Annotated in this window: 22 protein-coding genes; 8 read left to right on the forward strand and 14 right to left on the reverse strand. The window is 72.0% G+C overall.

Going from position 1 to position 21,223, the window contains the following annotated elements:
• Positions 1–169 precede the first annotated feature (169 nt).
• Complete coding sequence (locus tag ACGF12_RS15795) at positions 170–1,048, reverse strand: geranyl diphosphate 2-C-methyltransferase (protein WP_393029267.1); 879 nt, start codon at positions 1,046–1,048, stop codon at positions 170–172.
• 79 nt (positions 1,049–1,127) lie between these two features.
• Positions 1,128–2,366, reverse strand: coding sequence for a family 2 encapsulin nanocompartment cargo protein terpene cyclase (locus tag ACGF12_RS15800; protein WP_393029270.1), 1,239 nt, complete (start codon positions 2,364–2,366; stop codon positions 1,128–1,130).
• A gap of 601 nt (positions 2,367–2,967) precedes the next feature.
• On the opposite strand from ACGF12_RS15800, the gene ACGF12_RS15805 reads away from it, so the two are divergent.
• Positions 2,968–4,293, forward strand: a complete 1,326-nt coding sequence (locus ACGF12_RS15805) for a radical SAM protein (protein ID WP_393029273.1) — start codon at positions 2,968–2,970, stop codon at positions 4,291–4,293.
• A 97-nt stretch (positions 4,294–4,390) separates the two neighbouring features.
• Here the strand turns inward: ACGF12_RS15805 and ACGF12_RS15810 are convergent, their stop codons facing one another.
• A complete protein-coding gene (locus ACGF12_RS15810; RefSeq protein WP_393029275.1) occupies positions 4,391–5,194 on the reverse strand; it encodes a thioesterase family protein in 804 nt (267 codons plus the stop codon).
• A gap of 383 nt (positions 5,195–5,577) precedes the next feature.
• Here ACGF12_RS15810 and ACGF12_RS15815 point away from each other — a divergent pair, with 383 nt between their 5' ends.
• A complete protein-coding gene (locus ACGF12_RS15815) occupies positions 5,578–7,125 on the forward strand; it encodes a Na+/H+ antiporter (protein WP_393029278.1) in 1,548 nt (515 codons plus the stop codon).
• A 23-nt stretch (positions 7,126–7,148) separates the two neighbouring features.
• On the opposite strand, the gene ACGF12_RS15820 is transcribed toward ACGF12_RS15815, so the two are convergent.
• Positions 7,149–7,574, reverse strand: a complete 426-nt coding sequence (locus ACGF12_RS15820; protein ID WP_393029281.1) for a DUF3592 domain-containing protein — start codon at positions 7,572–7,574, stop codon at positions 7,149–7,151.
• A gap of 144 nt (positions 7,575–7,718) precedes the next feature.
• On the opposite strand from ACGF12_RS15820, the gene ACGF12_RS15825 reads away from it, so the two are divergent.
• Both ACGF12_RS15825 and ACGF12_RS15830 read left to right on the forward strand, forming a co-directional pair.
• Positions 7,719–8,429, forward strand: a complete 711-nt coding sequence (locus ACGF12_RS15825; protein WP_393029284.1) for a hypothetical protein — start codon at positions 7,719–7,721, stop codon at positions 8,427–8,429.
• Between the two features lie 132 nt (positions 8,430–8,561).
• Positions 8,562–9,131 (forward strand): hypothetical protein, encoded by a 570-nt coding sequence (locus tag ACGF12_RS15830; protein WP_393029287.1) that lies wholly within the window; start codon positions 8,562–8,564, stop codon positions 9,129–9,131.
• Positions 9,132–9,203: 72 nt separating this feature from the next.
• Here the strand turns inward: ACGF12_RS15830 and ACGF12_RS15835 are convergent, their stop codons facing one another.
• The gene (locus ACGF12_RS15835) at positions 9,204–10,088 is read right to left on the reverse strand and encodes a winged helix-turn-helix transcriptional regulator (RefSeq protein WP_393029290.1); all 885 of its coding nucleotides are present in this window, start codon (positions 10,086–10,088) and stop codon (positions 9,204–9,206) included.
• Between the two features lie 71 nt (positions 10,089–10,159).
• On the opposite strand from ACGF12_RS15835, the gene ACGF12_RS15840 reads away from it, so the two are divergent.
• Positions 10,160–11,437, forward strand: a complete 1,278-nt coding sequence (locus tag ACGF12_RS15840) for an MFS transporter (RefSeq protein WP_393029293.1) — start codon at positions 10,160–10,162, stop codon at positions 11,435–11,437.
• A gap of 15 nt (positions 11,438–11,452) precedes the next feature.
• On the opposite strand, the gene ACGF12_RS15845 is transcribed toward ACGF12_RS15840, so the two are convergent.
• Positions 11,453–12,166, reverse strand: a complete 714-nt coding sequence (locus tag ACGF12_RS15845) for an ArsR/SmtB family transcription factor (RefSeq protein WP_393029296.1) — start codon at positions 12,164–12,166, stop codon at positions 11,453–11,455.
• 102 nt (positions 12,167–12,268) lie between these two features.
• Between ACGF12_RS15845 and ACGF12_RS15850 the strand changes: the two genes are divergently transcribed.
• A complete protein-coding gene (locus ACGF12_RS15850; RefSeq protein ID WP_393029298.1) occupies positions 12,269–12,775 on the forward strand; it encodes a GNAT family N-acetyltransferase in 507 nt (168 codons plus the stop codon).
• Here ACGF12_RS15850 and ACGF12_RS15855 read toward each other — a convergent pair.
• Both ACGF12_RS15855 and ACGF12_RS15860 read right to left on the reverse strand, forming a co-directional pair.
• On the reverse strand, positions 12,751–13,461 hold the full coding sequence (locus ACGF12_RS15855) for a hypothetical protein (protein ID WP_393029301.1): 711 nt from the start codon (positions 13,459–13,461) through the stop codon (positions 12,751–12,753). The two genes, ACGF12_RS15850 and ACGF12_RS15855, sit on opposite strands and share 25 nt — an antisense overlap.
• Before the next feature lie 153 nt (positions 13,462–13,614).
• Positions 13,615–14,415, reverse strand: coding sequence for a hypothetical protein (locus ACGF12_RS15860; protein WP_393029304.1), 801 nt, complete (start codon positions 14,413–14,415; stop codon positions 13,615–13,617).
• A 592-nt stretch (positions 14,416–15,007) separates the two neighbouring features.
• Between ACGF12_RS15860 and ACGF12_RS15865 the strand changes: the two genes are divergently transcribed.
• Positions 15,008–15,997 carry an aldo/keto reductase gene (locus ACGF12_RS15865; protein ID WP_393029307.1) on the forward strand — a complete coding sequence of 330 codons (990 nt, stop codon included), beginning with the start codon at positions 15,008–15,010 and terminating at the stop codon, positions 15,995–15,997.
• A 29-nt stretch (positions 15,998–16,026) separates the two neighbouring features.
• Here the strand turns inward: ACGF12_RS15865 and ACGF12_RS15870 are convergent, their stop codons facing one another.
• The 6 genes from ACGF12_RS15870 to ACGF12_RS15895 form a co-directional block, all read right to left on the reverse strand.
• A complete protein-coding gene (locus tag ACGF12_RS15870) occupies positions 16,027–16,305 on the reverse strand; it encodes a hypothetical protein (protein ID WP_393029310.1) in 279 nt (92 codons plus the stop codon).
• Positions 16,306–16,331: 26 nt separating this feature from the next.
• Entirely contained in the window at positions 16,332–16,538 is a 207-nt protein-coding gene (locus tag ACGF12_RS15875; RefSeq protein WP_393029313.1) for a hypothetical protein, read from the reverse strand.
• Positions 16,539–16,642: 104 nt separating this feature from the next.
• Positions 16,643–17,146, reverse strand: coding sequence for a hypothetical protein (locus ACGF12_RS15880; protein ID WP_393029316.1), 504 nt, complete (start codon positions 17,144–17,146; stop codon positions 16,643–16,645).
• The gene (locus ACGF12_RS15885) at positions 17,146–17,535 is read right to left on the reverse strand and encodes a hypothetical protein (RefSeq protein ID WP_393029319.1); all 390 of its coding nucleotides are present in this window, start codon (positions 17,533–17,535) and stop codon (positions 17,146–17,148) included. The genes ACGF12_RS15880 and ACGF12_RS15885 overlap by 1 nt, the downstream gene beginning before the upstream one ends.
• Positions 17,532–19,127 carry a hypothetical protein gene (locus ACGF12_RS15890; RefSeq protein ID WP_393029322.1) on the reverse strand — a complete coding sequence of 532 codons (1,596 nt, stop codon included), beginning with the start codon at positions 19,125–19,127 and terminating at the stop codon, positions 17,532–17,534. Before ACGF12_RS15890 ends, ACGF12_RS15885 begins: the two co-directional genes overlap by 4 nt.
• Positions 19,124–19,438: a type VII secretion target gene (locus ACGF12_RS15895; RefSeq protein WP_393029325.1), complete on the reverse strand. Its 315-nt coding sequence runs from the start codon at positions 19,436–19,438 to the stop codon at positions 19,124–19,126. Before ACGF12_RS15895 ends, ACGF12_RS15890 begins: the two co-directional genes overlap by 4 nt.
• 380 nt (positions 19,439–19,818) lie before the next feature.
• Here ACGF12_RS15895 and ACGF12_RS15900 point away from each other — a divergent pair, with 380 nt between their 5' ends.
• The gene (locus ACGF12_RS15900) at positions 19,819–21,192 is read left to right on the forward strand and encodes a hypothetical protein (protein ID WP_393029328.1); all 1,374 of its coding nucleotides are present in this window, start codon (positions 19,819–19,821) and stop codon (positions 21,190–21,192) included.
• Positions 21,193–21,223: the final 31 nt, after the last annotated feature.

Below are 21,223 nucleotides of genomic sequence, written 5' to 3' on the forward strand. Positions count from 1 at the left end.
CGGGGCGTGAGAGCCGCCGGGGGTCCCCCACCAAACACCGACCCCGCGCCGCGCCGCCGGGGGGGGGGGGGGGGGGGGGGGGGGGGGCGCCCCCCCCCCCCGGGGGGGGCCCCCCCCCGTCGCCTCAGGAACCGATCAGAGCCCGATCGGAGAGTGATCAGCCAGTGATTCAGACCCGGTCGGCCGCGATCAGCACGTACTGGAAGGAGCCGTCCTTGTAGGACTCGATGAACGCCTCCTCGATGCCGGTGACCAGCGAGGTGGTGTTCCGCAGCTCCCAGTAGGGCAGGGTGTCCGGGGTCAGGTCGATGACGGCCTGCGGCACCAGGCGGTTGTCGGCCATCGCCCGCAGGTACTCCCGGCGCGAGTGGATGTTGCACTCGAAGTGCGCGTTGATCTGCGAGACCCACTTCGACGGCTGGCCGTACTTCGGGTTCCAGCAACCGGTGATGGTCACGTACCGGCCGCCGACCGCCAGCACCCGGGAGTGCTCGGCGAACAGGTCGTGCAGGTCGACGTACATGCTGGACTCGTTGTTCCAGGAACCGGCGACCGAGCCGTTCTCGAAGGGCATGTCGAGCATGTTGGCGACCCGGGAACGGACGAACTCGCCGATGCCCAGCTCGCTCGCGCGCTTGTTGCCGAAGTCGGCCTGCTGGGTGGAGAGGGTCATGCCCTCGACCCGGCAGCCGAAGCGCTGGTGGGCCATCACCATCGAGCCGCCGCGGCCGCAACCGGCGTCGACCAGGGTCGAGTCGGCCCGGATGTCGCCGAGGTGGTCGAGCAGCACGTCGGCCTGGGCGGACTCCAGGCGGTGCAGCTCGGCGATGACCTTCTTCTCGCGCTCGCTGTCGGCCGCGTCGCCGATCGCCGCCAGGTCGATCGCGCCGATGCCGTAGTGGTGGTGGTACAGGCCGTCGACGTCGCCCAGGCGCAGGTTGACCGGGCGGGCCTCGTGGTCCCAGTAGCGCGCGATGTCGCCCTGATAGGGAGTCGCCGGGCCGGGGATCGAAGCGCCGGGGGTGATGATGTCGTCGGTCAGGGACATGGGTAAACTCCAGTGTTCTTACGAGTGGTTACCGGAAACGGGTGGTTTCCGAAAAATGGGGGCCGCCGGAGAACGGTGGTCACCAGAAATCGGGCAGCGTGTAGCGGTGGGTGTTGGTCTGGTGCCAGTAGTGGTTGCCGTCGAGCCACGCGGCCACACCGCGCAGGAACCGTAGGAGAGTTGGCACCGGGCAGGCGACGGCCAGCGCGGCCGACTCGGCCTCGAAGGCGTGCATCAGCTCGTTGTGGACCTCGATCGCCTTCAGGTACCCCTCCTTGCGGGAGATGCCCTCACGCTCGGAGATCACCACCGGCAGGTTCAGGTGCAGTCCGGGGCTGGACAGCTCCTTGGTGTACGAGTACAGGTCGTTGACGATGGTGGTGGCGTTGCCGGCCAGCGCGATCACCCGCTGCACGGCGGGCAGCGCGTGCAGCTCGACGGGCAGCTCGTAGCCGCCGACGGTGTCGGTGATGGTCGGGCAGGGGCGGAAGTTGTTGAACTGGCGCATCGCCAGGTACTCCCACACCTGTGGCACGTGGTCGGTCTCGGCCCAGGCGGCCTCGGCCAGGTACCCCATGTGCAGCCGCGCCATGTCGTGCCGGAAGCGGTCCGCCTGGGAGGGCGTCGAGGCGCGGACGAAGTAGTCCATCGCCGAGCGGTACGAGCGCCGGGGCGCGTCCTCGGAGAGCGAGGCCTCCCAGGCCGGGTGGTACTCCGGCGTGGTGTGCAGCGGGTCCAGCGCGGTGTGCGCGAGCAGCAGACGGCTGCCCAGTCCGATCGGCGAGCCGCCGAGGTCCTCGCAGTAGCAGTCGTCCACCGCGTTCTCGGCGACCATCAGGCGGGCCGCGAGCATCAGGTGGTCGATGCTGGGCGCGTCGGGGTGGCAGGCCACCATGTAGCGCCCGGTGGAGAACCCGTCGAAGTCCTTCTCCCACTCCGGCGGGTAGAGCTCGATCTCGTCCATCGCCCAGGCCTTGATCTTCAGGCTGAGCGCCTCCACCCGGGCCGGGTCGGGCTCGGCGATCGGGTGGTGGTAGAGGCCGGGGATGGGGTCGCCGCTCTTGGGCTTGCCCCCGCTCGGCGCCTCGGCGGCCGGCGCCAGGTTCGGCGGCCCGGGCAGGGGCGGCGCCTGGACCTCGGGGGTTGCCGGGACGGACGGCGCCTGGACGTCGGGGATCGCGGCCTCGGACGCCGGAGCCGCCGCCGGGGCCTCGGGCGCCGGAACCTCCACAGCCGGGGCCTGCGGCCTCAACTGCAGCCCGGAGGTGCCCAGTCCACTGGGCCCGCGCAGGATCCTCTCGATGGCGGTGGTGTTCATGCGCCCACCACCGGAACGAGGGCGTCCGCGGGTGGTGAGTCCGGTTTGGTACGCAGGGGCATGGAGCCTCCTCCAAGAAAGGTCGCGCGATATGACGGGTCGTCATCTCCCCGCCGCGAAGGGGGGAACTCCACGCCGCGGGCCCCGTCTCGCTCGCTTCCCAACCGTAGGCGCGGAGGCGTGTTTCGAAACGCAACGGACGATCTTCTACACCCGAAAAGGTGAACGTTCCTGCGTACGACGTTTGAAACCCGCCCTCGTCATGAATTGGTCCGCCCCACACTCCGGCGCGCCGCCGTCAACCGACCCACCGCCGCCGCCCCGGCTCGGCGTGCGTCGGGCCTCCTCGCCGAGTGGACCGGGCTCGGCCCCACCGGCTGACCAGGGCCCGCCACCTCCGACCCGCCCGCCCGCCCGCCGCGCGTCCTACGTCCCCCGGCCGGTACCCGATGGGACCGCAGGCCGAGGCGGAGCGTCGCCCGGGCCCGCAGCATGGACGAGTCGATCTTCCTCGGCCCGGCCGGTCACGACCACTCGCGTAAGAGGGAGAAGAATGGGCGAGGCGCCGTGGAGGAACGGGGCCAGGAAGGAAGACCAACGCATGGAGAGCCAGGCCCGCAGCCGCACCGAACTCGTCGAGGACCTCATGGAGCGCTTCCCCGACGTGCCCCGGGAGGCGGTGATCAAGGAGGATCTGCTGCGCGGCGGCATGGCCTTCGACGAGTCGGCCCTGAGCGGCAGCTCCGGCGCCGACGGGGGCGGCGAGGTCAAGCCGAAGTCGTACTTCATCTTCTCCTTCGACCACCGCACCCTGCCCGAGCTCGGCGCGGCCGCGCTGAACCGGCCGCCGGAGGAGGTCGTGCTGACCGGCGGGCCGTACGGGCTGCGCCGCACGGTGGTGTCGGTGCGGGTCAACCCGGACTCGCCCTACCGGGTCGGCGCGGGCGAGGACGGCACGCTCGGCCTCTACCTGGACGGCACGCGGATCGCCGACGTCGGCCTGCCGCCCATGCCCGACTACTACCGGCACACCCTGGCCAACGGGAAGTCGGTGATGGAGGTCGCCCCGACCATCCAGTGGGGTTACCTGATCTACCTCACGGTGTTCCGGGTCTGCCAGTACTTCGGCGCCAAGGAGGAGTGCCAGTACTGCGACATCAACCACAACTGGCGCCAGCACAAGGCCGCCGGCCGCCCGTACACCGGGGTCAAGCCGGTCGAGGAGGTGCTGGAGGCGCTGGAGCTGATCGACCGGTACGACACCGCCCGCGCCTCCCAGGCCTACACCCTCACCGGCGGCGCGATCACCTCACAGGTCGGCGGCCGGGACGAGGCCGACTTCTACGGGCAGTACGCCAAGGCCATCGAGGAGCGCTTCCCCGGCCGCTGGATCGGCAAGGTGGTCGCCCAGGCGCTGCCGCGCGACGACGTCCAGCGCTTCCACGACTACGGCGTGCGGATCTACCACCCCAACTTCGAGGTGTGGGACAAGCGGCTGTTCGAGCTCTACTGCCCCGGCAAGGAGCGCTACGTCGGCCGGGACGAGTGGCACCGCCGGATCCTCGACTCCACCGAGGTGTTCGGTGCGGAGAACGTGATCCCCAACTTCGTGGCGGGCGTGGAGATGGCCGAACCCTTCGGCTTCACCACCGTCGACGAGGCGATCGCCTCCACCCGGGAGGGCCTGCGCTTCTTCATGTCGCACGGCGTCGTCCCACGTTTCACCACCTGGTGCCCCGAGCCCACCACCCCGCTCGGCAAGGCCAACCCGCAGGGCGCACCGCTGGAGTACCACATCCGGCTGCTGCAGACCTACCGGGCCACCCTGGAGGAATTCGGCCTCTCCTCCCCGCCCGGCTACGGTCCGGCCGGTCCCGGCAAGGCGGTCTTCTCGGTCAGCTCCTTCATGGACTCGCTGCCGGGCTGAGCCCGCTCCGCTGAGCCCACACCGCTGACCGCACGCCTCGGCGGCGGCGCCGCCCCTCGGACGGGGGTGGCGCCGCCGAGGGGCGCAGCCTCTCGGGTCAACTGCCGTTCAGCGGCCGCACGGTGAGGATCTGCTCGGCGCGGCCGAGCGGGCCGTGGACGTCGTGCAGCACGGTGCTGGTGACGCCGTGTCCGGCCGGGCCGAAGGTGACGCTGGTGTCCAGGCCGGTCCAGCGGCCCTCGGGGCGGCGGTGGAAGTGGATCGTCAGATCGGTGTTGGGGAACATCCACTCGGTGGGCTCCTGGCGGACGGCGATGCCGTTGGCGGTGTCCACCAGGGCGATGAAGGAGGCGTGCGGGCTGCTCGGCTCCCCCGCGACCAGCTCCAGCGGGGTGGAGATCCAGGCGGCGGCGCGGCCGGGGGCGGTGGAGCGGCGCCGGACGTCGATCGAGGCGATGTAGCCGCCGCCCCACCGCCCGCTCATCGCCCAGGGCTCGAACTCCTCCGGCTCAGGCAACCGTTCGTCGTGGGTCCCGGCGACGGCGGTGGTGTCCAGCTCGGCCAGGAACCAGGCCCGGGCCCGGACCACCGCGCGGCCGCCGACGCTGGCCACCGCCTCCACCAGCTCGATGGTGCGGCCCGGCCGGACGGTCTCCACCGTGATCTCGAACTCGTCCAGGGCGATCAGGCCGAGTATGTCGTAGCTGATCCGGGCCAGCGCCAGGCCATCGGCGGGGCGGCCTGCCCGGTAGCGGTCGATGGCGTGGGCGATCAGGCCGCCCACCGGGCTGAAGTGCTGCTCGTCGGGGTGCCAGGCCCCCTGCGCGTGAACGGTCGGCTTGTAGCTGTGCTCGCCGGTGCGCTGGTAGTAGCTGTCGGGCGCGGCGGTGGGGGCGGTCAAGGTGCGCTTCTCCTCGGGCGGATCGCGGGGTGCCGGGCGGGCGCCGCAGGACTCCGGCGTCCGCGATCACGATCGTAAGAGGCCGAACGGCCCCCGGGGCTGTGATGCGCCCCACACCGCCGCGTCCTCGGGCATCCGGGAGATCGGCGCGCGGCGAGCGGGTAGCGGTCGGAGAGCTCGGTGCGGCGCGGCTCGGGGCAGCCTGTGACGACCGGTCAGCGGGCCTTCGCCACCGCGCGCCCTCCCGAACGGCGAGAAGAGCCCGACGAGCAAAGAAGCCGATAAGATGACCCCCGGTGTGCCGGGAAGTCTGGTCGGCTCGGGGGATGACCGCGGCGATCGGGCTTCGGCGACCCCGGTGTTGCGATGGGTCGTTTCTGCAGATGCACGCCGTGGGGATCGTTCTCGTCCTGGTCGTCCTGGCCACCAGCGTGGCCACCTTCGCCCGGCGATGGCGGGTGCCCGCGCCCTCACTGCTGGTGCTGGCCGGACTCGGCGTCGCGCTGATCCCCGGGGTGCCCGCGCTGCACGTACCGCCGCAGATCATCGGCATGGTGGTACTGCCGCCGCTGCTCTACTCCTCCGCCGAGGAACTGTCGCTGCGCGACCTGCGGACGGTGTGGCGACCGGTCACCATCCTCTCCTTCGGCCTGGTCTTCGCCTCCGCCGCCGCCGTCGGCTTCGCGGCCGTCTCCGTCGCCGGGCTGCCGCCCGCGATGGCCTTCGTGCTCGGCGCCGTGCTCTCCAGCACCGACCCGGTGGCGGTCACCGCGCTCGGCCGGCGACTCGCCCTGCCCGGGCGGGTCCAGGTGCTGGTGCAGGCGGAGAGCCTGTTCAACGACGCCACCTCGCTGGTGCTGTTCAAGGTCGCCGTCGGCGTCGCGGTGGCGGTCGGCGGGACGGTCGACCTGCCCGCCGCGGGCGGCGAGCTGCTGCTGCTCGGCGGGGGCGGCAGCCTGCTCGGCGCGGCCGTCGCCGGACTGGTCTGGCTGCTGCGCCGCCGCACCACCGACCCGGTGCTGGAGACGGTGATAGCGCTGGTCACCCCGTACGCGGCGTATGTGCTGGCGGAGTCCGCGCACACCTCGGGCGTCACCTCGGTGGTGGTCGCCGGGGTGCTGCTCGGCCGCTCCGGCCACCGGCTGACCGACGCGAACATCCGGCTCCAACTGCACGCCGTGTACGCGGTGGTGGTGTTCCTGCTGGAGAGCGTCGTCTTCTCCGTCGTCGGCCTGGAACTGCCCACCCTGGTCCGGGAGCTGCCGGCCGGCACCGGCTGGTGGCCACTGCAGTCGATAGCCATCGCCGCGGTGCTGATCGCCGTGCGGGTGCTGTGGACCCTGCCGCTCACCCGCGCCGTCAAACCCAGCCGGGGGCGGCTGTCCTGGCGCGTCGCCGGGGTTGTCACCTGGGCGGGCACCCGGGGCGTCATGCCGCTGGCCGCCGCGCTGTCCATCCCGCTGCTCACCGAGGGCGGCGACCGGCTCGCCGGACGGCCGCTGGTCCTGGTACTCACCGTCTCCAACGTCGTGCTCACCCTGGTCGTCCAGGGCCTGACCCTCGCCGCCGTGGTCAACCGCTCCGGGCTCGCCCTCGAACCCGAGCACACCGCGCGCGAGGAGGAGGACGCCCGCGACGAGCTCAACCGCGCCGCCCTCGACCACGTCGACGGCCTCGCCGAGCTGGAGGCCGTCCCGGAGACCGCCGTCGACCGGGTGCGCCGCGCCCTGACCGCCCGGCTCGACCGCACCCCCGAGGCCCCCGACGGCACCACCGCCGCCGACGCCTACCGCCAGCTCCGGCACGAGGTCATCGCGGTGCAGAACACCCGGCTGCACCTCCTCTACGGGGAGCACCGGATCAGCGACACCACGCTGCGGGCGCTCCAACGCGACCTCGACCTGGAGCAGGCGGCGCTGGGGCGGAACTGAGCAGGCGTGCGGGCGGCCGAGTGTCAGAACATCAGCACGACCAGGCCCGCCGCCCCCGCCGCGCAGACCACCGCGAGCAGCGCCAGCGCCCGCGGCCCCGGGGGCGGCGGGAGGCGGTGCTCCGGGTGGACGGCCGTGCCGCGCCCCGGCCGGGCGGGGTGGTACCGGACGGTCACCTCGTCCCCCTCCTGGTAGCAGCCGCCCTCGGGGCGTTCGTCGGAGCGCACCAGCTCGGCGGTCCGCCCGTCCGGCAGACCGTACTCGATCGTCGCCCGCCAGCGGTCGTAGCCCTCGGAGGTGGTGTACATCCGCACCTTCCGCACTCGGCCGACCGCGCACACACCCTCCCGGCGCAGCGCCAGGTCGGTCCGGGCCGCCGAGACGAACAGCGCGCAGAGGCAGGCCAGGATCACCGCCCCGGCCAGGAGGAACAGGTCCACCAGCCACACGCCAATCAATGTACCGAGCACGCAAGGGAGTTGACCAGAAGGCGTCAGGCCGTCGCGGGCCCTGCCGCACCCCGGCCTTCCGGCGGTCCGGGGCTGCCGTCACACTGTCGCGGGCACGAAAACGCACCACCGATCGGGGACACCATGACCAAGGGCCGGAACAAGAAGCAGAAGAGGCCGCTCGCCGCGGGCGCCTCCCGGCCGGCGAAGCCCGTCCGCAAGCGCCCGGGCAAGGACGCTGCGCTCGCGCCGCGCACGGTGCGCCGGACGGCGGTCCTGGTCGGGGTGCTCGCACCGCTGCTGATCGTCGGGCTGCTCGCACTCGCCACCAACCCGGACCACCAGGTCGCCTGCACCGTCCTCGCGATCCTGGTCCTGATGGCCTCCGTGGTGGGGCTGATGCTGATCCGGAGCACCGGGTGGGTGGTCTGGCCGGCCGTTCTGCTGGGTGTACTGCTGCTGGTGCTCCCCACCTCCGCGATCCGCGCGCAGCTGATCGCCCAGCGCGGGGTGGAGACCAGGGTGGTCGTCACCTCGGCCCACAGCGGCAAGGACAAGATGGGCAAGGTGAGCTGGACCTGCGACATCCGACGCGAGGACCACCAGCCCCTGCCGCACGGCACGATCGGCGGCATCGGCTGCTCGGGCGGCTCCGTCGGCACCACCGCGACCGTCCTGGTCGACCCGGCCGGCTGGGCCCCGCCCGCCACCCGGGACGAGGACCTCTCCTTCCGCGGCATCGGTGTCTACGTCACGGGCGTCGTCGCCGTCCTGTGGGCCGCGCTCACCTTCGGCGCCGCGCACCGCGCCCTGCGGGGCAAGGGCACGCGGGGCGGCCGCAAAGGCGGCAAGTAACGGGCCGGAGCCCGGACTCCCGGCCGACCGGGGCTGCTGTCACACGGTCCGATCCACCGTGACACCACCCGCTGTGAAGAATGCCTGGAACCATCTGTTCAGGCCGAGCGCACGGGGGCTAATGTGCACGCCGTGAACGAACTGGTGTTCCGGGGGAAGGACATGTTCCGGCCCTCCTGGTCGCATTTGTCGGTGGTGCTCCTCGCGCTGGCCGCCCTGGAAGGCGTCACCGTCCTGAAGCTCGGTGTGGCGGCGATGTTCTGGACAAGCGGCGGCACCCTCGCGCTGGCCCTCCCGGCCTTCGTCGTGGCCTGGCGTTCCTGGAGCAGGGTCGGGGCCGACGGCATCACCGTCTGCTGGGGCATCGGGAGCGGCCGCACCTACCCCTGGCAGGAGATCCGGTGGATCGACGTCCGGGAGACCAAGGGCAACGGCACCCGCTCCTACGCGGCTCGGATCTTCCTGGTGAACGGGCGCCGTCGCTCGCTGCCGGGCCTCCAGACCAGCACGCTGTACCCGATCGAGGAGTTCCAGACGAACTTCCAACGGGTGCTCGACTGGTGGGAGTCGAGCACGCCCGGCGTCGAGCGCGTCCAGCCGCGCAAGCAGGTTCGGGACCGGATCACGCCCCAGGTGGCGGGCGTCCTGCTCGCCGTCGTCCTCATCGTCGCCACCGTCCTCGTCGTCGCCGCACGCCGATGAGCCGTGGCTCCTGGTCGAACTGAGCAGTGGTGATCGGGTGCGTCGCCGGCCGGGCCGGGGGCGCACCCGCCGTCATTCGGCGGCCAGGCCGTCGAGCAGGGCGAGGGCGTCCTCGACCGAGCCGGCCGGGTCGGTGACGGGGTAGAGCACGGCCCGCACGGTGCGGGTGGCGTCCAGGACCAGGGTGAGCCGCTTGAGCCGGTCGACGCCCGAGGCCCGGAAGGTGGGCAGCCGGAGGGAACCGGCCAGCTCCAGCCCGGCGTCCGACAGCAGCGGGAACGGGATCCGCGCGTGCTCGGCGAACGCCGCCAGCTGGTCCGGGCGCTGGGTGCTGACGCCGTAGACGGCGGCGTCGCGGGCAGCGAACTCGCCCATCCGGTCCCGGTAGGTGCAGGACTCCAGGGTGCAGCCGGCCGCGCCCGGGATCTCGCCCCAGCCGGGCGGGTGGCCCATGACGCCCGGCGCGAAGGCCCCGGGGAAGCAGTACAGCACCGTCCAGGCACGGTCCGCGGCGACCGGGTCGACCCACCCGCCGGAGGCGGCGGCGAGCTCCAGGGCGGGCAGCCGGTGGCCGGTGAGCGCCATGACCCGGCGGGTCTCGGCGGAGTCGGCGGTGCTGGTGCCGGAGAGCGAGCCGTCGCCCAGGATGTACCGCCCGCCCCAGTCCTGCAGGGCGACCAGCACCGGCAGCAGGCCGCGCCCGGTGTCCGTCAGGTGGTACTCGTAGCGCGGCGGGTGCGGGTGGTAGAGCCGCTTCTCCAGCACGCCGTCGGCGACCAGCGCCTTGAGCCGCTCGGTGAGCACCTTCCGGCTGATGCCGAGCCCGCTCTGCAGTGCGTCGAAGTGGTGGGTGCCGCCGGCGACGTCCCTGATCAGGAGCAGGGTCCAGGTGTCCCCCACCACGCTCAGGGCCTGGGAGATCGCGCAGTCGGGGTCAGCCGCTTCCGTGTGCCGCATGATCACCCATTATAGTGAGTTCCCAAAAGGAACTCACTCGGTCGTGGGCCGGTGACAGCAAAGGGGCCGACGTGGCGACGGAGACGGCGAACGCGACGAGAACAGCGGACTCGGTACGGCCCGGCGGGCGGCGCCCGGGTGGCGGGGCGGGAGCGTTCTGGCGCTACTGGACCGCCTCGACGGTCAGCCGGCTCGGGGACCAGGTGACGACGGTGGCCCTGCCGCTGATCGCCGTGGTCACCCTGCACGCCTCGGCGTTCGAGGTCGGCCTGATCACGGGCGCCGCCTACGTCGCCTGGCTGCTGATCGGACTGCCGGCCGGCGTGCTGGTCCGGCGGCTGCCGCTGCGCGGCACCCAGGTCGCGATGGACCTGATCCGCGGCGTCGCCGTGGCCTCGGTGCCGGTGGCCGCGGCGTTCGGGGTGCTGGGGCTGCCCCAGCTCGTGGTGGTGGCACTGGTGATCGGCTTCGCGAGCGTGGTCTTCGACGTGGGAAACTCCACCTTCCTGCCCACCGTCGTCCCCAAGGAGCAGCTGACCTCCCGCAACAGCCTGGTCTCCGGCAGCATCGCGGCCACCGACCTGGCCGGGCCCTCGCTGGGCGGCGTCCTGGTGCAGCTGCTCGGCGGCGCCGCGTCGATGCTGCTGGACTCGGTCAGCTACCTGGCCTCGGCGGCGCTGCTGGGCAGCCTGCCGCGGGCCGAACAGCCGGCCGCCGGACCGACGGGCGGTGCCGGCATGCGCGAGCAGATCCGCGAGGGCTGGCGGTTCGTCACCCGGCACCCGGTGATCAGGCCCTGTGTCGCCGGCGCCACCGCGGTGAACTTCGTCTGCGGCGCGTTGATGGCCCTCACCCCGGTGTTCCTGGTCCGCACCCTGGGCGCGCCGGCCGCCGCCGTCGGCGCCCTGATGGCCACCGGCGGCCTCGGCAGCCTGCTCGGCGCCGCCGCCACGCCCCGCCTGGTCGCCCGGATCGGCAGCGGCCGCGCGGTCTGCTGGGCGGCGGCGGTCGCCACCGGCTTCGTCCTGCTGCTCCCGGCGGCCGGATCCGGCTGGGGCGCGCTGGTCTTCGGCGTCGGCAACGCCGGGTTCTCGGCGGGGGTCGTGGTCTTCAGCATCGTGACCCGCACCCACCGCCAGACCCAGACCCCGCCGGAGCTGCTGTCCCGGGTGATGGCCACGGTCCGCTTCGTCTCCTGGGGCGCGATCCCGGTCGGCGCCCTCGCCGCCGGCGCCGCCGCCGCGGCCTGGGGACCGCGTACGGCGCTGCTGCTGTTCGCGCTGAGCAGCGTGCTCAGCCCCGCCGTCCTGCTGGCCGGCCCGGTCCGCCGGATGCGCGAGCTGGCCTGAGGCCCGGAGGGCTTCTCACAGGTCGGCGGGCGGCAGACCGAGGAGGTGCTGCCAGGCCCGCCGGCCGGCCGGGGTCACGGCGAGGGCGCGGGTGGTGCCGATCCGGGTGAGCCAACCGGCGGTCAGCGCGTGGTCGCAGAGCGCCGCGCCCACCGCGCCGCCGAGGTGCGGGCGGCGCTCGGTCCAGTCCAGGCAGGCGCGCACCGGCGGGCGGCGCGAGCCGCTCGGCAGCGTGATGCCGAGCTCGGTCAGCCAGACCCGGCCGGCCGCGGTCAGGCCCGGCTCCGGGCCCCAGTCCAGCAGGCCGCGCCCGACCATCGCGTCGGTGACCGCCAGCCCGAGGGCGCCCGCCAGGTGGTCGTAGCAGAGGCGTGCCCGGGCCAGCGCCTGCTGCCTACCGGAACCGGCGAGCGTGCGCGGTCGGACGACCCGCCGCGGGGCGAGTTCGGCGAGGCTCTCGACCAGCGCGACCACCCTGCGGTCGGCCAGCCGGAGGTAGCGGTGGCGGCCGTGCCGCTCCTCGGCCAGGAGCCCGCCGCCGACCAGCAGGTTCAGGTGCGAGGTCGCGGTCGAGGGCGCGACCCCCGCGTAGCGGGCGAGTTCGTTGGCCGTCCAGGCCCGGCCGTCGAGCAGCGCCAGGCAGAAGGCCGCCCGGGTGCCGTCGGCGAGCAGCCGGGCCACGGCGGGCAGGTCCACGCCCACGTCCTGGTCTGCGGATCGGTCGTCCATGTCCTCGATTGTCGCCGGGGACGCTTCGACGCCCGCCGAAGCGTCCCCGCCGTAGCGTTCCCGGGCGCACCGGGCCGACCGTGCCCGCGCACCGGAGGAGCCATGACCACAACCCACCCGACCACCGCTCGATCGCCGCGGCCCGACCTGGTCGTCACCGACGCCCCCGCGGCCGCGGCCCTCGCACTGGTCTCCGACGCGCTGGACCGCTTCAACGTCGAGCGCAGCGGAGTCGACGACCGCCGGCCGCTCGCCGTCCTGGTCCGCGAGCCCGGCACGCACCGGGTGCTCGGCGGACTGACCGGGCGCACCTCGCTCGGGCTGTTCTTCGTCGACCTGTTCTTCCTGCCGCCCGAGCTGCGGGGGAACGGGCTGGGCGGCGAGATCCTGCGACGGGCCGAGGAGGAGGCGCGGGCGCGCGGCTGCCGCTCGGCCGTGCTCTACACGATCAGCTTCCAGGCGCCCGGCTTCTACCGGAAGCACGGGTGGACGACGCTCGGCGAGGTCCCATGCGATCCGCCGGGCACCAGTCGGGTCTTCCTGACCAAGGACCTCACCGCACCCAGGGGCCGCGAAGCCGTGGTTCAGAGGCCGGCCGGCCAGTTGTAGCTTCCTGGCACGGTGACGGAGGCGTTCTCGGCGGCCGTGCCGTACACCAGGGCGATCTCGTCGTGGGCGTGCAGCTGGATCGCTGCCGGGTCGCCGCTCACCGCCTTGCCGTCGACGTACGCGGTCAGCGTGTGGGTGGCGTCGGTGCGCAGCCCGCCGAGGTGGTCGGCGGAGGCGGAGACCTGCCACTCGGTCAGGAACTGGCCCAGGGTGAAGTCGGCGTTCACCGGCGACTCGACGTGGATGACGCCGGTGGTGTCGTGGGTGTGCAGCGGGCTGATGCGCTGCGCGCTCTCGTCGATGCCGACCAGCGCGGGCACCGTCACGGGCTGGCCGCCGGCGTACACGTCGAGGTGCGCGTGGATGTGCAGGGCCGTACCCTCGGCGCCGAGCATCGGCAGGCCGGCCGCCTTCACGGCTGCCGCGACGTCGGCGGGGGCGTCCCAGGGCGGCGGGGTGGTCCGGCCCTCGGCGGTGGTCCGCGGGTGCGCCGGGACCCCGGAGGGCGGGGACGAGCCCTGGTTCGTGGCGATCACGACGGCTATCCCGCCCACCACGACGGCCAGCACCAGGACGATCACTCCGGCCACCAGCCATCGCCGACGCCGCTCGCGACGGACCTCCGCTGCCCGGAGCGCCGCGAGGCGGGCCCGTCGTCCGGACGGCCCCGGGTTCTGCGCTGACATCGGTGCGCGCCTCCTCGATCGAGGTAGCTGCCCTTTCAGCCTGGCAGAGTCCGCCCCTCCCGGCGCGTCGAGCCCGGTGGCGGCCGCACAGCGCCGCGGCCCCGACCCCCGGGGAGGGGATCGGGGCCGCGACGCGTTCGACTCAGGCCCGGGTCAGCGCTGGCCCGGGTAGCCCTGCTGGCCCGGCTGGCCCGGGTAGGGCACGTTCGGGACCTGCGGCGGGTAGGGCTGGCCCTGCGGCGGCACCTGGCCGCCCGGCTGCGGCGGGTACGGCTGCCCCTGCGGCGCCGGGTAGCCCTGCGGGGCCGGGTAGGGGTTGGCCGGCGGCTGCGGGTACGGCTGCTGCGGCGGGTAGGGCTGGCCCTGCGGCGGGTACGGCTGCTGCGGCGCCGCGTAGCCCTGCTGCTGCGGGATCACCGGCTGACCCGGCATCGGCTGACCCGGCATGGGCTGGCCGGCCATCGGCTGACCCGGCATCGGGTACGGCCGGCCCTGCGGCGTGTCAAACGGCTGCGAGGACGGGTCGATCGACCCGGGCGGGAAGGCCGCGCTCAGCTGGTCCATCTCGGCGCGCCAGATGCGGTGGATGTTCAGGCGCATCGGCTTGGCGTTGCCCGGCATCTGGAGGTACATCGAGCTCCAGATGCTGGCCCGCTTGACCCGGGTGACCGGGAAGGCGTTGCGCGGGAAGGCCGCGACGACGTCGCCGGGGCGGTTGGTCCAGCGGTTGGCCGCGTTGACCACCACGTGGGTGTTGGTGAGCGTCAGGAAGTAGTACCGGCGGGTCAGCACGATGATCAGGCCGAGCAGCGGGATCTCACCGAAGACACCGTTGAGCCACGGGCTCGGGCCGCTCTCCGCGTGTACGCAGGCGATGAAGGTCTCCCCAGGAGGCGCCACCTGCGAGAGCTTCTCGATGACCTGGGCTTTCTGCTTCGCCCGGAGAATTGCCATGTTGTCTGTTCCTCTTACCCCGTCGTGTCCGCCGCCTCTGCGCGGCGGGAAATCGGCTGAGGTTAGCAGGTGGTGATGACACTTCGAACACCACCGTGCACGGGAACGACGACGCCCCCCGGGGCCGGAGCCCGACGGGGTTGAGTCGGCATTCGAACCACCCGGTGCGCCTCGGGTCAGAGGGCGTTCACCGGCAGCCGCGGATCAGGCCTCGGCGTTCGGCAGCAGCTCCTCGACCTGCCTGGCATCGGGCCAGGGTGCGCAGGGTGCCGGCGGCCGGTCCGCTGCCGAGCGAGAACATCATCCGAGCCGCCCGGAGCCAGATCGGCGGAACACTCTGGCGCACTACCTGACCAGCGGCGAAACGGGCCGGCCTTCCCGTGCGCGCCCTGACCTCTGGAAGCGTCGGGGAGGGCCACACCTGTGGGCCCATCCTGCATGGGTGCCCGCATCCGGCCGTGCCGGTCCGCCTCCGGAGGACCCCAGCACCGTAGGGTCCTCTCCGAGGAGACGGGGCCGACCGGTCGCCCGGACCGGGGCGTCGGAAGGCGTCGGGCCACGGGAAGAACGAGACGAAGGGCTGGCACGCCACATGCAACAGCGCAGTCTGCGGGACCTCCAGGTGTCGGCCATCGGCCTCGGCTGCATGGGGATGTCCGCCTTCTACGGCACGGCCGACCAGGACGAGGGCGTCGCGACCATCCGGCGCGCCCTGGACCTCGGCATCACCTTCCTCGACACGGCGCAGGTCTACGGACCGCTCACCAACGAGTCCCTGATCGGCGAGGCAGTCCGGGGCCACCGCGACGAGTACGTGGTCGCCACGAAGTTCAACTACCGCATGGACGGCGCCGTTCCGGGCGACATGTCGACGGTGGGCCGCCAGGACGGTTCCGCCGCGCACGTCCGCAGTTCCGTCCACGGTTCACTCGCGCGGCTCGGCACCGACCGCATCGACCTGTACTACCAGCACCGGGTCGACCCGGACGTGCCCATCGAGGAGACCGTCGGCGCCCTCGGCGAACTGGTCGCCGAGGGCAAGGTCCGGTACATCGGGCTGAGCGAGGCGAGCGCGGAGACCATCCGCCGCGCCGACGCCGTCCACCCGGTCACCGCCGTCCAGAGCGAGTACTCGCTCTGGAGCCGGGACGTGGAGGCAGAGGTGCTCCCCACCTGCCGGGAACTCGGCATCGGCTTCGTGTCGTACTCCCCGCTCGGCCGCGGCTTCCTCGCGGGCCGCTTCCGCTCCCCGGACGAGCTGGACCGGGACGACTTCCGCCGCACCAACCCGCGCTTCACCACAACCAATCTGGCGGCCAACCTCAAGCTCGCGGAGAAGGTGAAGGAGATCGCCGCAGAGAAGGACGTCACCCCGGCCCAGCTGGCGATCGCCTGGGTCCTGGCCCGCGGCGAGGACCTCGTGCCGATCCCCGGCACCAAGCGCCGCACCTACCTGGAGCAGAACGCGGGCGCCGTCGACATCGAGCTCACCGCGGACGACCTGGCCCGCATCGACGCCGAGCTGCCCGAGGCGGCGGGCGAGCGCTACGACGAGGACGGGATGCGGGCGGTCAACCGCTGACCGACCGATCCGACGACGCCTCGCCCGCCTCAGGAAGTTCCGCAGGATCGCGACCGGTTCGACGGACTCGCCACCGCTTCAGCGCCGGGGGCGTCCTGACCTCCCTGGTCCTCCGGCCCGTGCTGATCGCCGGCACCGCGGCCGCCCGGCCCGACGCTGAGGAGCACCCCGCCGACGGCCACACTCCCGCCCGGCGGGCCGGACGCCCAGCGCTCACCGGGCTTGACCACCCGGATGGACAGCAGCGTGCTGTTGTCCGGGTCGGCCCGCTCGATCAGCGCGCGCAGCTCCGGGTGCCAGCCTTCCATCCGGGACAGCACAACGTCCTGCGCGGTCAGATCCCCCAGCGAGCGGTAGTGAAGGTCTGGTCGCCCCCGGCATCGCAGCCGATCGTGTCCTGCGGGCAGGGCATGATGATGACGTCCGGCCCGCGCCGGAGTACGGCACCGTCGCCCGCCGCAACGAGTTCCCACGTCACGGCCGTGATGCTCTCCAGCCCGCCGGGCACGCCGAGCCGCTCGCCGGCGGCGGCCAGGATCACCCGTCACAGCGGCGAGGGCGCGCCGCATCAGCTCCCGCCCTCGCGGTTCGGGGAGACGGGGTGATGTGCGGGGCGGCCGGGGCCATCGAGGTTCCTTGTGATGTTCAGCGGACGGTGACCTGGATACTCTTGGAGATGTCGCACCTGTCCCCCTCGTACTTCGGTACGCCGGCACTGCAGCCCCCCTCGCCGAACAACCACGTCAGTGTGGTGGTTCCAGGCGCCAGGGCACTGAAGGTCAGGTCGAACTCGGAGCCGCAGCCTGCTGCGGGCGGGTCCGTGGGGCAGGGGCTGATGACGAAGTCCGGACCGGGCCGCAGCACGCTGCCGTCGCCCGCCGAGTCGAGGTACCAGTTCTTCGGCCGGGCACCCCCGGTCGTTCTGACGCCGAGCTGCTGTCCGACCGCCAGGGTCACCGTGCTGGGCGGGTACGGGGAGGTGGCGTTCCACGCCTCGGCGGGGAGGGGCACCTCCACCTGTGGTCGGGTGGCGGTGGCGGCCGTGGTGCCGGCCGGGCCGGAGTCGGACCACCAGCCGTCGAGGTAGGAGACGAGCAGCAAGGCGACGGCCAGGAGTGCCACCACGGTGGTGATGATGGTTCGGCGCATCACTTGCCCTCTTCCCGGACTCGGCGACGCATGGTGATCAGTAGCGCGACCGAGGCCAGCCAGCGGGCGAACAGGACCTCGCACTGGAGGTCCGCCCCGCCGGCCGCGGCCGCGCGCAGCCAGCCGCGGACCAACTCGCCCGGCTCCCGGCCGATCACCGGCTCGGGCAGGTCGAGCGCGCCGGAGAAGCCGCCGGCGCGGACGTACTGGGCCAGGACGCCCAGCGGGCCGGGGCCGATGTGCAGGGCCTCGGCCTGGCAGGAGGCGGCGATCGCGGCCTCGCCGAAGAGCACCCGGCGCGGGACGCCGTCGATCAGCAGGCCGCGGGTGATGGCGGCCTCGACGTCGTAGCCGGTCATCAGTTCGGCGTCCGGGAGGATGTTGGTCATTGCGGCAGCTCCACGCCGTAGGGCCGGTTGATGTTCGCCGTGTCGGTGAGGCCACCGTCGTTCAGGTGGTTGTGGATGAACTGGTCCTCAGTCACCCACACCGACTGGCCCCACGGGTTGTACACCTGCAGCCGGTCGCCGTCCCGGGCCACGATCACCATCTGGTGGTAGCCGCCGTCCTTGCCGGCCGCCTTGCTTGCCTCGTCGAAGGCGCAGAACGGCACCGGCTTGCCCTCGTCCAGGGCCTTCTCGATCCGGGTGACGGCCGCGCGCCGGTCGTCGTCGGTGTCCAGGTTGACGTACTCGTAGGTCGAGCCCGTGGCCTTCCCGAGGTTCTGGTTGGCGAGGAAGGTGCCGCCCTTCGGGCCGATCCCGCCGCCGTTGTCCGGGTAGACCTTCTGGTTGCCGTCGGCCAGCTGGCCCTGCTGGTACTGACCGATGAAGAGCTGCTGGAGGCGCTGCTTGAAGTAGTCGGGCGAGTCGGCTCCCGGTACGTCGGTCATGTTGCCGGTGGTGAGCTGGAGCATCGTCACCGGGTCGAGTTTGAGACTCGCGACCACCGTGGAGGCGGCGACGCAGTCGCCGACGTTGCGCTGGCTGTAGATGTCGTAACCGTCGAGGATCTGGGCGCCCTTGTAGTTCAGCTCTATCGCGTGAGTGGTGGACTCCTCCTGCAAGGGATCCGTACTGAGCGCCGGAACCAGGTGCTCGGACAGCCAGCGCGGGTCGTCGCCGTGGGGGTGGATCAGCGCGGCGAACTGCTGGACGTCGGCCACCGAGTGGCCGGCCGCCAGGGCCTTCCAGAGGTAGGCGGCCTCCTCCGGTGACTTGGCGCCGGACAGGAGCTTCTGGAAGGCGAGCTGGTCGGTGCCGTTCATCACGGACATGAACTGCTTGGCGCGGTCGAGCTGGCTGTCCGTCAGGATGTAGTCGCCGTCCGCACCGCCGCCGGGCCCCTTCTCGTTCGCCAGCACCAGCGCTGCGAGAGGATCGATCGGCCCCTGTCCGGCGCGCTCGGTGCGGGCCCTGGCGGCGAGCTGGTTGAGCATGCTCGCGGCGTGGGTGCCGCGGCTCTCCGCCCGCTGGGCGGCCGAGATCCTGGTTCCCACGGCAGTGTTGGCGGGTTCGATGGCGGCGAGGGCCTTGTCGGTGTCGAAGGCGTCGTGGGCGAGTGACTTCTGCACGTTCTCCAGGGCGGTCACGCCCTGCGCGTCGGTGCTCTGAGCCCCTTCCAGATTGTCCGCCCAGGCGTTCAGCTCGGTGGCGGCCTGCTCCAAGGACTTCTGGGAGACGGCCAGTTCGTTCGCCAGCGCCCGGATGGACTGGGTGGCGTTCTCGGCGACCGAGCCGGTCCAGGCGTTCGGCAGCCGGTTGTCGGCGACCTCCCCGAGGTCGGTGGACGCCTTGGCATAGGCCTTGGCGGTATCCGCGTACGCCTTGGCCCGCTCACGTATCACGCCCGGGTTTCCGGTCGGCCCGGCCACGGCCAGGGCCTTGTCGATCGCGCTGAGCAGTGCGGCGCCGACGAAGAAACCGGAGCCGGGGTGAGTGATGGCCTGCTGCGCCTTCTGCAGGTCTGCGACCTTGCTCATCGGGACTGCGCCGGGGTCAGCGACGCGGCGAGCTTCGTTTCCGCGGCGCGGTAGTTGGCGCTGGTGGCCGACATCTTCTGGACCAGTTCCGTCACGGCGCGCTGGGTGACGTGCAGTTCCTGGTCCCAGTTGGTGTCGAAGCCTGCCCACGCCTGGTCCACACCGAACTCGCCGAAGTCGGCGGACTGGTAGAGCGTCTGCGCGGTGTAGGCCTGGTTGGCCGACGTCAGGTCGGTTGCGACGTTGTCGAGTGCCGTCGTCACGTGTTCCAGCGCGTCGGGCTGGACGGTGTACCCCACCGCATCGGGCATCGGCTGCTCTCCCCCAAGAAGCTCCGTGTGGCTCGCCGTGATCGAACGAGCACGGTCGACGAGCATAGACGCTGCGGGAGGGGTGTCGGTTGCGGGGTCGGTCCAGCCAGCCGAGTCCGGCCGCGCGAACGCCTGCCTCGAAGCGGCCGGAGGCGCCGAGTCCCTGCATGACGTCGGAGGGGAGGCAGTCCTTCTCAGCGTCGATACGGACTGAGTCGATCACCTACGAGCCGGTCGTGTGTCCTGATGCCGAGACCGGGGTGAGCGGCCGGGGACCAGTGCGTGTAAGTCGGACTTCGGCCATTCGGTCATGCTATCGGCCAGATCAGTTAAAAGCCGGGTCAAAAAATCGCGTGTCACCTTGCTGATAATGTGATCACATGTGTAGGCGCTGTGGCGCGCTTCGCCACAGGGGAGGGACCGGCCTGGCCCCGTTCGATCAGGCCCTGTCACACAGGAGTTGCACCATCAACATCGCCATCCGCAAGGCCGCGCGCGGCGCGCTGCCCATCGCGGTCACCGCGTCCGTCCTCGCCACGGGCCTCACCGCCTGCGGCACCGCCGAGCAGATCTCGGCCGCCCAGAAGGTGTCGAAGGCCTTCAACAAGGTCGGTGACGGCAAGTCGGCCGGCTTCACGCTCTCCGTCGACGCCACCCCCGAGCAGATCGTCGCCTTCACCAAGGCCACCGGCGAGGCGGCCGACGAGAAGAGCGCCCAGGGCCTGTCCGGACTGTCCCTCTCCGTCGCGGTCTCCGCCGACAAGCCGCTCAAGGACATCGACGCCTTCAAGAACGCGGCGACCAAGGACCAGAAGGACATCACACTCGACAAGTCGGTGCGGATCTCCTACCGCATCGCCGACAGGAAGGGCACCCCGCTCCTCGAGTACCGCCAGCTCGAGGCCAAGGGGTACCTGCAGATCGACCTGAAGAGCGTGCTGAAGCTCACCGGTCAGGACCCGTCCGAGGTCGACGCCGTCACCAAGGACCTCCCGTCCGACATGGCCCCCGCCAAGAGCCTGCTGAGCGGCAACTGGACGTCGTTCGACCTTCAGGAGCTCGCCGACGAGGCCAAGAAGGACGACGGCGCCAAGGGCGGCAAGCCGGAGGCGGTGCCCTCGGTCGACCCGCAGGCCGGCAAGGAGCTCTTCGACTCGCTGAAGGACGTCTTCAACCGGACGGTCACCTTCGAGGACAAGGGCACGAAGGACGGCACCGAGCACATCTGGATGAGCGCCCCGGCCCGCCAGGCCGTGGACGAGCTGTACAAGGCCCTCAAGCCGCTCTCCACCAAGTTCCCCCAGCAGTTCAAGAAGTTCCCGACCGAGGCCCCGACCGGCGTCCCGGACAAGAACGTCGGCGCCGACCTCTACCTCAAGGACGGCTCGCTCTCCTCGGCCACCTTCGACATGGCGCAGCTGGCGAAGAAGATCGAGCCGGGCGTCAACTTCCCGGTGAAGCTGACCTTCACCCAGGACGCCCCCAAGGTCGAGGCCCCGTCCGCGCCGAACAAGATGACCACCGAGGACCTCATGAAGACCTTCTTCATGCTGGCCGCCGGCGGCACGGGCTCCGACCTCGGTGACCGGACCGGGTCGGGCGCCGTCCCGCCGGTCAGCACCGATGCCGCTCCGCTGACCGACGCCCAGCTCAAGGAGCTGGCCGCGCTCGGTGTGCCGGAGGCCCAGGCCCGTGCCTTCAACAAGATCGGCATGAGCTTCGAGGACATCAAGTCCATGGCGCAGGAGAAGTGATCCGCCTGACGGCGATCCCCTCCTGACGCAC

The organism is Kitasatospora sp. NPDC048296, assembly GCF_043201815.1.
In the GTDB taxonomy this organism is placed as follows: domain Bacteria; phylum Actinomycetota; class Actinomycetes; order Streptomycetales; family Streptomycetaceae; genus Kitasatospora.